The sequence below is a fragment of the Pseudomonas triticifolii genome, assembly GCF_014358015.1.
In the GTDB taxonomy this organism is placed as follows: domain Bacteria; phylum Pseudomonadota; class Gammaproteobacteria; order Pseudomonadales; family Pseudomonadaceae; genus Aquipseudomonas; species Aquipseudomonas triticifolii.
On the sequence record NZ_JACONV010000013.1, the window covers coordinates 74,076 to 85,832 of the forward strand.

General features: G+C 58.1%; 9 protein-coding genes and 1 tRNA gene. 3 read left to right on the forward strand and 7 right to left on the reverse strand.

All coding sequences use genetic code 11. The features are described 5' to 3' along the window. Window positions 1–561: 561 nt before the first annotated feature. A complete protein-coding gene (locus tag H8S56_RS16900) occupies window positions 562–2,799 on the reverse strand; it encodes a heavy metal translocating P-type ATPase (RefSeq protein WP_187519263.1) in 2,238 nt (745 codons plus the stop codon). 85 nt (window positions 2,800–2,884) lie between these two features. On the opposite strand from H8S56_RS16900, the gene cadR reads away from it, so the two are divergent. Then, a complete protein-coding gene (gene cadR / locus H8S56_RS16905) occupies window positions 2,885–3,331 on the forward strand; it encodes a Cd(II)/Pb(II)-responsive transcriptional regulator (protein ID WP_024684970.1) in 447 nt (148 codons plus the stop codon). A 3-nt stretch (window positions 3,332–3,334) separates the two neighbouring features. On the opposite strand, the gene H8S56_RS16910 is transcribed toward cadR, so the two are convergent. The 4 genes from H8S56_RS16910 to gabD all read right to left on the reverse strand — a co-directional run bounded on the left by H8S56_RS16910 (window position 3,335) and on the right by gabD (window position 8,667). Continuing rightward, window positions 3,335–3,901: an HD domain-containing protein gene (locus H8S56_RS16910; protein WP_187519264.1), complete on the reverse strand. Its 567-nt coding sequence runs from the start codon at window positions 3,899–3,901 to the stop codon at window positions 3,335–3,337. A gap of 304 nt (window positions 3,902–4,205) precedes the next feature. Next, window positions 4,206–5,594: an HDOD domain-containing protein gene (locus H8S56_RS16915; RefSeq protein ID WP_187519265.1), complete on the reverse strand. Its 1,389-nt coding sequence runs from the start codon at window positions 5,592–5,594 to the stop codon at window positions 4,206–4,208. 160 nt (window positions 5,595–5,754) lie between these two features. Next, the gene (gene gabT, locus H8S56_RS16920) at window positions 5,755–7,035 is read right to left on the reverse strand and encodes a 4-aminobutyrate--2-oxoglutarate transaminase (RefSeq protein WP_187519266.1); all 1,281 of its coding nucleotides are present in this window, start codon (window positions 7,033–7,035) and stop codon (window positions 5,755–5,757) included. Window positions 7,036–7,224: 189 nt separating this feature from the next. Further along, a complete protein-coding gene (gene gabD, locus H8S56_RS16925; protein WP_024688119.1) occupies window positions 7,225–8,667 on the reverse strand; it encodes an NADP-dependent succinate-semialdehyde dehydrogenase in 1,443 nt (480 codons plus the stop codon). 341 nt (window positions 8,668–9,008) lie between these two features. Between gabD and H8S56_RS16930 the strand changes: the two genes are divergently transcribed. Further along, window positions 9,009–9,085 (forward strand) — tRNA-Arg (locus H8S56_RS16930). 391 nt (window positions 9,086–9,476) lie between these two features. On the opposite strand, the gene H8S56_RS16935 is transcribed toward H8S56_RS16930, so the two are convergent. Then, the gene (locus H8S56_RS16935) at window positions 9,477–10,064 is read right to left on the reverse strand and encodes a hypothetical protein (RefSeq protein ID WP_187519267.1); all 588 of its coding nucleotides are present in this window, start codon (window positions 10,062–10,064) and stop codon (window positions 9,477–9,479) included. Between the two features lie 645 nt (window positions 10,065–10,709). Between H8S56_RS16935 and H8S56_RS24650 the strand changes: the two genes are divergently transcribed. Further along, window positions 10,710–11,123, forward strand: a complete 414-nt coding sequence (locus H8S56_RS24650; RefSeq protein WP_268946028.1) for a DUF805 domain-containing protein — start codon at window positions 10,710–10,712, stop codon at window positions 11,121–11,123. Window positions 11,124–11,229: 106 nt separating this feature from the next. On the opposite strand, the gene H8S56_RS16945 is transcribed toward H8S56_RS24650, so the two are convergent. Beyond that, a complete protein-coding gene (locus H8S56_RS16945) occupies window positions 11,230–11,700 on the reverse strand; it encodes an Lrp/AsnC family transcriptional regulator (protein ID WP_024688116.1) in 471 nt (156 codons plus the stop codon). Between the last annotated feature and the right edge of the window lie 57 nt (window positions 11,701–11,757).

Genomic DNA, 11,757 nt, shown 5'->3' on the forward strand with positions numbered 1-11,757 from the left:
CATCTTGACCAGGTGCACTGGCCTCTTCGTGAGCAAGCTCACTCCCACAGGATGGAACTCTCCGCAAAGTCCTGAAGCCGTTGCTGGAAACCTTCATTGCATGGGGCAGGAGCGGTTTGGCAGGGGTTAGTGGATGAGTAGAAACCGTGGGAGCGAGCTTGCTCGCGAAGGCCATGTCTCAGACTCTACATCTTGACCGGTGCACTGGCCTCTTCGTGAGCAAGCTCACTCCCACAGGATGGAACTCTCCGCAAAGTCCTGAAGCCGTTGCTGGAAACCTTCATTGCCTGGGGGCAGGAGCGGTTTGGCAGGGGTTAGTGGATGAGTAGAAAACCGTGGGAGCGAGCTTGCTCGCGAAGGCCATGTCTCAGACTCTACATCTTGACCAGGTGCACTGGCCTCTTCGTGAGCAAGCTCACTCCCACAGGATGGAACTCTCCGCAAGGTGCTGAAACCCTTGCTGGAAACCTTCATTGCCTGGGGCAGGAGCGGTTTGGCAGGTGAATACGTGAACACACGATTCATGTGGGAGGCGGCTTGCCAGGCAAGATCAGCTAGCGCTCACTTCTTGAGCAACCGCAGCCCGTTGAACACCACCAGCAGGCTCACGCCCATGTCGGCGAACACGGCCATCCACATGGTCGCCAGCCCCGCAAAGGTGATGCCGATGAACAACACCTTGGTGACAATCGCCAAGACGATGTTCTGCTTTAGCACCGCCGAGGTTTTGCGCGACAGGCGAATAAATGCCGGGATCTTGCGCAGATCGTCGTCCATCAGCGCGACATCGGCCGTTTCAATCGCGGTGTCCGTTCCCGCCGCCGCCATGGCAAAACCGATCTCGGCCCGCGCCAGCGCAGGCGCGTCGTTGATGCCGTCGCCGACCATGCCGACGCGATGGTTTTGCGCATACAGCCCTTCGATCGCCGCCAGTTTATCCGCCGGCAGCAGGTTGCCCTGCGCCTGATCGATGCCCACCTGATCGGCAATCGCCTTCGCGGTGTGCGGGTTGTCGCCAGTCAGCATCAGCGTCTTGATGCCCAGCTCGTGCAGTTCGGCGATGGCCTGACGACTGCTTTCCTTGACGGTGTCGGCCACGGCGAACAGCGCCAGCGGGCCAGTTGCGTCGAGCAGCAGCACCACGGTCTTGCCCTGCATTTCCAGCGCATCGAGACGCGCTTCCAGTTCAGGCGAGCACAGCCCCAGTTCTTCCACCAGACGATGGTTGCCCAGGTGATACATCCGGCCATTGATCTCGCCTTTCACGCCACGCCCGCCCAAGGCTTCGAAATTCGTGACCTCATGCGCCGTGCTGTTGGCTTCGGCAGCCTTGGCGATGGCCTGAGAAACCGGGTGATCGGAACGACCCGCAAGGCTCGCGGCGATGGCAGGCGCGCTGTCGGCCGCCTCAGCGTGCAGCGCGACATAATCGGTTTGCACCGGCTTGCCGTATGTCAGGGTGCCGGTCTTGTCGAGGGCCAGGTAATCCAGCTTTTCGCCCATTTCCAGGTACACGCCGCCCTTGATCAGGATGCCCTTGCGCGCAGCTGCCGCCAGACCGCTGACGATGGTCACAGGCGTGGAGATCACCAAGGCGCAGGGGCACGCCACCACCAGCAGCACCAGCGCCCGATAGATCCAGTCGAACCACGCGCCGCCGAAGAACAGGGGTGCAATCAGTGCCACCGCCAGGGCCACGACGAACACCACCGGCGTGTAGATGCGCGAGAAGCTGTCGACGAAACGCTGAGTCGGCGCACGCGAACCTTGAGCCGCCTCAACGGCGTGGATAATCCGCGCCAGCGTCGAGTTGTTGGCCGCCGCTGTCACGCGATACTCCAACGAACCCGCCTGATTGATGGTGCCTGCGAACACTTTGTCGCCCACGGTCTTCTCGACCGGCAGACTTTCTCCGGTGATCGGAGCCTGGTCAATGGTCGATTGCCCGGACACGACTTCGCCGTCTAGGCCAATACGCTCGCCGGGTTTTACCCGCACGATGGCATCCAGTTCGACCTTTTTGGCTTCTACTTCCAGCCAGCTACCATCCGCCTGACGAACGGTCGCCAGTTCCGGCGTCAGTTGCATAAGGCCGCTGATCGCGTTGCGCGCCCGGTCCAGCGACTTGGCTTCAATGAGTTCAGCCACGGTGAACAGGAACATCACCATCGCAGCCTCAGGCCATTGGCCGATCAACACGGCACCGGTCACAGCGATGCTCATCAGGGCATTGATGTTGAGGTTGAAGTTCTTGAGCGCAATCCAGCCTTTCTTGTAGGTCGTAAGACCGCAACTGAAGATCGACACAAGCGCCAGCAGCGCGACGACCCAGGTCGGACCCAGCGAAGCAAAATGCACCACTTCGGCAGCCAGTGCCGCCACACCGGACAGCGCCAGCGGCCACCAATGCTTCTTGGGTGCGGGGGCAGTAACAGCCTCTGAGTCCGCGCCTTCTTCAATCAGGTCGGCCTGCATGCCCAGCGACCCGATGGCGTCACGAATAGGGTCGGTCGACGGCAGGTCATGCCAGACGCCGAGGATGCGATTGATCAGGTTGAATTCCAGTTTCTGCACGCCTGCCAGCTTGCCCAGCTTGTTCTGAATTAACGTCTGCTCGGTAGGGCAGTCCATCGCTTCGATACGGAAACTGCTCAAGCGCGCGTCGGCTGACGCGGCATTGTCGATCGTCACAACGGCGGGCGCTGCCTTGGTGGAACAGCAGGAATGCGCGTGCTCTGCATGCACCGCGTCGTGTTCGTCATGACCGTGTGTCGGGGTAACTTTGCTGATCGGGCCCATTTGGCGCGCTCCTGGATTCTGCTTGTTGCCAAGTGAACACCCTGTAGCCACTATAGGGTCAAGCGCTAAAAACGAGACAAAGCTCATGAAGATTGGCGAACTGGCAAAGTTGACCGATACGCAGGTCGAAACCGTCCGTTATTACGAACGCGAAGGGCTGTTGCCCGCGCCTGCACGCAGCGATGGCAATTACCGGCTGTACACCCAGGCCCACGTTGAGCGACTGTCATTCATCCGCAATTGCCGCAGCCTGGACATGACGCTGGAAGAGATTCGCAGCCTGCTGAACCTGCGCGACAGCCCGCAGGATCAGTGCGAAAACGTCAACGCGCTGATCGACGAGCACATCGAACACGTCAACGCCCGGGTTGCCAGCCTGCAGACGCTGCAACAACAACTGCTAGACCTGCGCCAACGTTGCGGCAGCGGCGCAGCCGATCACTGCGCGATTCTGGAACGGCTGGAAGTAACCGGCGCCGTCGCCTCACCCGACGGTGAGCCCTCGCATGTGGGGCGCAGTCACAGTCATTGAAGCTCAACGACTGACCTGATCCTCGAAACCATCCACATACAGGGTCTGGTAACGCGTCATGGTGTCGCTGAGCCGTTGCCGGAGGTATCCGTTCGCATGGCCCAGCGCATTCAGGATCTGCGCAGACTCGATCAGGTAGGACGCTCGCTTGGCGTGCGTCCATTTGGCAGGCGCTGACTGCAGATTGGTGATGCGGTCGCACAGTTTGACCGCCGCCGCTTCACGGGAATGCTCGGCGATGCCCTGAAAATAACGCTCCTCGGAAAACGGCACGATCAGGTTCTTGCTCAGGCACGCGACGGTCGATGCGACCTCTGCGCCAAACGCCTCTTGCAACTGGATCGTCGTCACATCCGTGTCTTCCACCACGTCATGCAGCAGCGCAGCAGGCAGGGCAATCTCGAATGCACCCACGGGTTCTTCGCGGTGGGCGAAGATCAGCTCATTGGCAACCATCGCCACGTGGGTCGTGTAAGGGAGATCCGAGCTTGTCATGTTCTGCCCGACGTGAGCTTGAGAAGCGAACAGCCAGGCTTTGTTGTAGAGATGTTGCAGGTCAAGGGTAGGCATCAAGCGGTTCCTTTGTTGACGGGGTCATCACTGAATCTTCGCGTCGGTTGAAGCGGTTTGCGGGCAGACCGGAACTGGATTGTGTGGGCACAAGACCTCTGTGACATAGCGCTGTATTGCAGCCAACACAGGAACTGTGGGAGCGAGCTTGCTCGCGAAGGCGATAATCCAGGCGCACTGTCTCTCCTGAAGGTACTGACCCTTTCGCGAGCAAGCTCGCTCCCACCAGGTTTCGCATTTCTCCAGCAAGCCTTGTCTACCGCAGCAAGCCCGGAGCGTCAGAACTGATCAAAAGGCATCCAGCTCAAGCCTTCGGGACATCCTCAATGCTTTGCTCAGGCTCAGGCTCAGGCTCTTCGGCCGCCGGCAGCTCGGGTGTCAGGTCCAGGAGGTCTGGGCCGTCATCCTCAACACCCTCTTCCTCACTCTCCTCAGGCTCCACCACCAAGGGCGCCAACAGACTCGGATCGGTCACCCCCGTCAGTTTCTTACGCAGGCGCTGCAAATCCCCGACGCTGAGCTTCAGCAGCTTGGCCGACTTGGTCTTGAGCAACTGGGTGACACTGTCTTCCTCGCCCAACTGCGCCATCTGGCCCGCGAGGTTCATCGCCAGAACCTCGCGCGTGTAAATGCCGGTGTTGTACTGATACACCGCCGCGATCAGTTCGCGCAGCTCCAGCGGCAGACGCCAGCGGGTGCGCAGCGCAGAGCCGAAAGCCGCCGAATATTGCTCCAACGCTTGATCGATCGCCTGCTCATCCAGCTCGCCGCCCGCCAGCAACCATTCCTGCAAGCAACCCAGCACCGCCAGATCGCCCAACGATTGCAGCATGCCTGCACAGAAGCAGCGCTCGACATCCAGCTCCAGCATGCCGCTCAGAATCCGGGCGTAATCGGCCGTGCGTTGCGACAGCGTCCAGAACTGACTGGCCTTGGCCAGCAGCGCATCGCTGGTCAATACCGCCATGCGCTTTTTGGCCAGGCCCGAGGCGATACCAGCCGTTTGCGGCGCGCCCAGCACCGTCATCGCGCCGCCCAGGGTTTGCACGGGCTTTCCCAGATGCTGGGCAGCCGTATTCGCCGCCGCGATCAGCACCGCCGTAATGTGCGGGTCGTTGCGCAACTCCTGCTCAAGCAGCGTTGCATCAAGGCCCGTCGGCCCCTGGCTCAACTGAATCGCGTTAGGCACGTCAACGAACAGCGGCGCGCCATCGGCCACGTCGCGGCGTTTTTCGAGAAACTTCATCAATGTCAGGCCCGGCGTCAACGCCGGCATGTCGCCCGCTGCAGGCGCACTACGCCCCAGCAACAGCCCTTCCAGACGCTGCTTCAGGCCTACGGTATCAAGAGGCTTGGTCAGATACGCCGTCGGCGCGAGCGGCAGCACTTCACGCACGCTGGCCGCGTCACTGCGGCTACTGATCAAAATGAACGGGATGGGCGGCTGACGACGCAGGTTACGAATGCCGCGCAGCAGGCTCAAGCCATCGATAGCGGGCAGTTCACGCGCAGCAATGACCAGATCCGGTAGGTGTTTTTTCATCCACTCGATGGCTTGCCTGCCGTCGGTGCACATCTCCAGCTCGACATCGCCACGCACACTCAGCACAAGGTCGCTGAGTGTTTCGCGAACCCACGGATCAGACTCAGCAATCAATACGCGAGGTACCGCGGGCAAAACTACAGCAGTCATCAGGACTCTCCGATATCGATGCGTTCACCTTAGCCAAAGCCTTCGCCCGGATATAGCCAAAACAGTGAAATACCTTCGTGCAGACGAAAAAAAACCCGTCGAAACGGGCTTTTTCTGTCTGTTTGGTCACAAATCAACCAATCCGTGACCGCACAGGGAATCAGGCGATTTCAGCGAAACATTCTTCGAGAATGGCCAGACCTTTGGTCAGCAGTTCGTCTTCAGCGGTCAGCGGAACCAGCACGCGCAGAACGTTGCCGTAGGTGCCGCATGACAGCAGGATCAGGCCCTTGTCGCGCGCCTTGGCCACAACCTGAGCCACTGCCGCAGCGTTCGGCTTGTGCGAGTCGCCGTCTTCGAACAGCTCCAGCGCGATCATCGCGCCCAGCGCACGGACTTCGCCGATGACCGGGTGCTTGGCCTGGATGGCCTTCAAGCCAGTGACCAGACGCTCGCCGACCGCCTTGCAGCGCTCCAGCAGGTTCTCTTCTTCGAAGATATCCAGCACGGCCAGCGCCGCCGCACAGGCTACCGGACTACCGGCGTAGGTACCGCCCAGACCGCCCGGCGCGATGGCGTCCATGTACTCGGCCTTGCCGCATACACCCGCCAGCGGGAATCCGCCTGCGATGGACTTGGCGAAGGTGGTCAGGTCGGCTGCAACGCCCATCTGCTCCATCGCGAAGAACGTACCGGTACGGCCAGCGCCCGTCTGCACTTCGTCAGCGATCAACAGAATGCCGTGCTTGTCACACAGTTCGCGCAGACGCAGCATGAAGGCCTTCGGCGCCACGTAGAAACCACCTTCGCCCTGCACAGGCTCGATGATGATGGCGGCGATGTCCCTCGGCTCGGCGTCGTTCTTGAAGATGCGCTCGATGCTGGCGATGGAGTCGTCAACGCTCACGCCATGCAGTTCGCACGGGTACAGTGCGCGGAAGATACCGCCGGGCATCAGGCCCATGCCTGCCGAGTACGGCACGACCTTGCCGGTCAGACCCAGGGTCATCATGGTGCGGCCGTGGTAAGCGCCGGTGAACGCGATCACGCCAGCGCGGCCGGTGGCAGCACGGGCGATCTTGACGGCGTTTTCGACCGCTTCGGAGCCGGTGGTGACCAGCAGGGTTTTCTTCTCGAAATCACCTGGCACCTTGGCGTTGATCTTCTCGCACAGCTCGACGTACGGCTCGTAGGCCAGCACCTGGAAGCAGGTGTGCGTCAGCTTGGTCAGTTGTTCCTGCACCGCCGCAACGATTTTCGGGTGCAAGTGACCGGTGTTCAGCACCGCAATACCGCCCGCGAAGTCGATGAACTCACGACCTTCAACGTCGGTAACGGTGGCGTTCTTCGCCGAAGCAGCAAAGATCGGGTGAATCTGACCCACGCCACGCGGGACGGCAGCATGGCGGCGTTGCATCAGGGAGTCGTTTGTCTTGCTCATGTATTCCTCATTCGCCGCTCATCGGTCGGCGTGGTTCAAGGATCGAGCGGCCTGGATGGACTGCAACAGCATACGATGATCGACTGCTGCAGCCTTCAAGCCACCACTAAGTTTCGGGTGCTGCAAAAGCCGATGGCACGTCGCTCTCGCGCGCCACCGGCTGCAATAACTCTGGTCAGGCAGTCTGGATCAGACCGACAGGCAGAGGTATTTGATTTCCAGGTAATCTTCGATGCCGTACTTGGAGCCTTCACGGCCCAGGCCCGAAGACTTGATGCCGCCGAACGGTGCCAGCTCGTTGGAGATCAGGCCGGTGTTGATACCCACCATGCCATACTCCAGCGCCTCGGCCACGCGGAACACGCGGCTCATGTTCTGAGCATAGAAGTACGACGCCAGACCGAACTCGGTGTCGTTGGCCATCGCAATCACTTCGGCTTCATCTTTGAAGCGGAACAGCGGTGCCAATGGACCGAAGGTTTCTTCCTTCGCGACAGCGGCATCTTTCGACACGTTGACCAGGATAGTCGGTTCGAAGAACGAGCCTTCCATGCTGTTACCGCCGGTCAGCACCGTCGCGCCCTTGCTCACGGCATCGGCGATGTGTTCCTTGACCTTGGCCACGGCCTTGTCGTCGATCAGCGGACCTGTGGTAATGCCCTCTTCCAGACCGTTACCGATCTTGAGCTTGCCCACCGCCGCCTTGAGCTTCTCGGCGAACGCGTCATACACAGCGTCCTGCACATAGATACGGTTGGCGCAGACACAGGTCTGACCGTTGTTGCGGAACTTGGAGATCATCGCGCCTTCAACCGCCTTATCCAGGTCGGCATCGTCGAACACGATGAACGGCGCATTGCCGCCCAGCTCCAGCGAGACTTTCTTGATGTCTTTGGCGCACTCGGCCATCAACTGGCGACCAATGTCGGTCGAGCCGGTGAAGGACAGCTTGCGCACGATCGGGTTGCCGGTCAGCTCGCTGCCGATATCGCCCGCGCTGCCCGTCACGACACTGAACACGCCCGCCGGGATGCCCGCACGCTCAGCCAGTTCAGCCAGCGCCAACGCGGAGTAAGGGGTCTGCGAAGCAGGCTTGAGCACCATGGTGCAACCAGCCGCCAGCGCAGGACCGGCCTTGCGGGTGATCATCGCCGCCGGGAAGTTCCATGGCGTAATCGCAGCGGTCACACCAATCGGCTGCTTGAGCACGATCAGACGCTTGTCCGGCTGGTGACCCGGAATCACATCACCGTAAACGCGCTTGGCTTCTTCAGCGAACCACTCAATAAAGGAAGCAGCGTAAGCAATCTCGCCCTTGGCCTCGGCCAGCGGTTTGCCCTGCTCCAGCGTCATCAACAGACCCAAGTCGTCCTGGTTCTCGATCATCAGCTCGAACCAGCGACGCAACTTGTTGCCCCGCTCCTTGGCGGTCAACGCACGCCAGGCCGGCAGCGCCTTATCAGCCGCTTCAATCGCACGACGCGTCTCGGCCGCGCCCATTTTCGGCACAGTCCCGAGAATCTCGTGGGTAGCCGGGTTATTGACCTTGATCGACTGACCACCGTCCGCATCCAGCCACTGGCCGTTGATATAGGCTTGCTGGCGGAACAGTTTGGAATCTTTGAGCTGCATGTCGGCCTCCTAAACAGCACCGCACAAGGGCGGAGCGAACACGTGAATATCGATGCACCTCTTTTGGAAGCCATCGCCGGAAAAACATTCCATCGGCTTGAGCGATGCACGGCGCAAAAAAGCGCGAAGACCGGACAAGTGCGTTTGAAATCTCAAACGAATCCTAGGGACTGCGGGGGTAAAGGACAATAGGCTGTTCGAAAAAAAGAACGGGGTAGCGAGGAGTGGTCGAAGGTTTTACTGGGTTTGCGCGTGAGAATGGGTAAAGCGTGCGAAATCGACAACAGCCGCTCGCCAGCATGGACGCCCGCCCACCAGATGAGTATCATGGCGCCCGCGTTGCACCAGTAGCTCAGCTGGATAGAGTACTGCCCTCCGAAGGCAGGGGTCGTGGGTTCGAATCCCGCCTGGTGCACCATATCGTTATTTGGACATGTTTCGGACAGTCCGAGAAGAATTTGAAAAGCCCGCCGCTGTGCGGGCTTTTTTTTGGCTTTGTTGAACGGCGCTTGGCCCAGACCAACGGAACACAGGCTCGGCTGGGATCAAGCAGCTGCACATAGTCTTGATCCATCAAGGCAAGAAAGACCCTCTGATTGCCATATATCTCAGACAAGCCATGCAGTACAAAGTCGTCGATAACCTGGAAACATATGCACCTAGGCCCACCCAAGCGAACCTCTGGTTGACATAGTAGATATCGTCGGACCGGGAGGGTTTGCAAGATGCCAGACGGTCCCAAAACACCTAACGCATTATTCTGATAGCCGGCAGCTGCAGAAGCGCCCTGTGAATGGCGGAAAGAACCATTAACTAAAAAAGGATTTAAGCTTACCGAACCAACCCGCTTTTTTTGTTCCGTTACACTGCACGGGAGGCACTGCACAAGCACTCAGAAGTCTCCAATGATGAACACACATGTTATGGACCAATAAAGCGGCAGAGAAGTCTGCAACCTGAGTATAGTCTTTCAACACTGGCGTATAAATTTTTCCGAAAGGGTTGTGGCATTCTGAGTAATAGCTATGGCCAGTACCAAAAGGCAGAACATAATCCACCAACACTTTTCCGGTAGAATTATCGGCTATCCAGGCATGGTATCTCGGAGGCGTTTGGAAAGAGCATGGCAACTTCATAAACTTTTCGATTTCGCCAACAATATTTCCTGTTTCCGCATCATCCTCCACATACCCCACGTAAACCCTGGCATCTGAATTGTACTGCGCTATGATCGGCAGCATAAACTGAGAAACAGGAAAGCACTGTTCCTGTATGGATCCACGCCAATGCATCCAGCCTACATCGCGAAATCGAGTAAGTGCCAGCAAAGCTTCTTTGTGTTGCATTGCATTTAACATTAGCAGCTCCCTTGCAGAGTCATTTTTTTGATCACGCATAGCATTTCTTCAATCGATAAATATGGCCAAGACCTTACAGCAATTCAAGATATTTACCCAATGAATCCTGGAGCACGTTACACCCAATAGTCTGCCCGCTCGACGACTCGGCAACACAAGCTGAAAGTGCAAGCTTACGACGCTGCGTGACTGCTGGAGGTTATGCCATTGTTGCGACTGAAGAAGAAAATTTGCTGCCGGACGATTTAGGCCAGGCACTGACGTGTTCACATACAGCAAAAACTGCGAAACCTCGTCAACTCTATAACTACATGTTTCAAAAACACGAAATAGTGTAACTCTTGATTACTACCAATCAGCCACACGCTAAAATACTAAGCCATCGCTCTTTCGCGTGCTTTCACCCTGAACTGTTTCCAACCCGACATAGTTGTTAACGAATACAATTCAAGCTTGGCAAGGGTATTTTTTTGCTTCAAGATTTCCTGGCAGCTCACCGACAGATTGAAACAACCACTCCATTTCTATCAAGAGGCCATGGACAAGGTCTCCTATTTTATTTGTGCCACGGAAAAGCAAACGTGACGCATCAAACACCGCATTAACGCATAAGCCTAATAGCAACTAGCCACCTTTAACAGAGTAAGGAATGACATGGCATTTTGTCACAACTGCGCAAAGGAAATGAACGACAAACAGGATACGTGTCCCCACTGCGGTGCATCAAAGGATATTATCTGGACACCCAGCGCAGTCTCATCAAATGCTCCAGACTCGAAATTTTGGTATTTCGAAGTCTTGAAAAAGTATGCTGATTTCAGCGGTAGAGCGCGCAGAAGAGAATACTGGATGTTTACTCTGACGAACATCCTGATCGCGGCGGCGCTCAATGTGACTGAGCATCTCCTCGAAGGCAACGGTTCGATTTCCACCCTCTATGCAATGGCTGTTTTCATTCCTGGGATTGCTGTAGGGGTGCGCAGGCTCCACGACACTGATCATAGCGGGTGGTGGTCGTTGGTACCGATAGCCCCTTTCATATTCAGTTGCCAGGAGGGACATAGCGGTAGCAACCGATTCGGCCCTAGCCCCAAATAACAAACGCCTCCTGAGGTGTGATCGCTAAGCACACCTTCAGCCTCATCCATTACCGATTTTCAGGCAGCCTGCCCTTCGCGAACCCTCCCTCACAACCACCCCCGCCTCACCCACCAAACGACGCATACCGCAGCGGCAGCCCGGTGGTGAATTTGATCTGTTCCATGGCAAAGCTGGAGCTGACGTCGGTAATGCCAGGGATGCTGATGAGTTGTTTGTAGACAGCGTCGTAGCCTGCGATATCGGCGACGACGATGCGCAGCAGGTAGTCGGTGTCGCCGGCCATGCGGTAGCACTCGACCACTTCGGGCAGGTCGCCGACGGCGTTGTGGAATTGTTCGAGCCAGGCGGCGTTGTGCTGGTTGGTGCGGATGGCGGCGAAGACGCTGACGGATACGTTCAACTGCTGCGGGTTGAGCAGGGCTACGCGGCGGTCGATGATGCCGCTTTCTTCCAGTTTTTGAATGCGTCGCCAGCAGGCGGTGCTGCCCAGGCCGATGCGTTCGGCGATGTCTGCGACCGAACGGGTGCAGTCGGTCTGCAGAATGTCGAGGATGGCTCGGTCGAATTTGTCCATGTGGGTTCCTGTGGCTCGGGCGCAAGGCGGAAACGGCCAAGGTGCGCTGACCGGTAT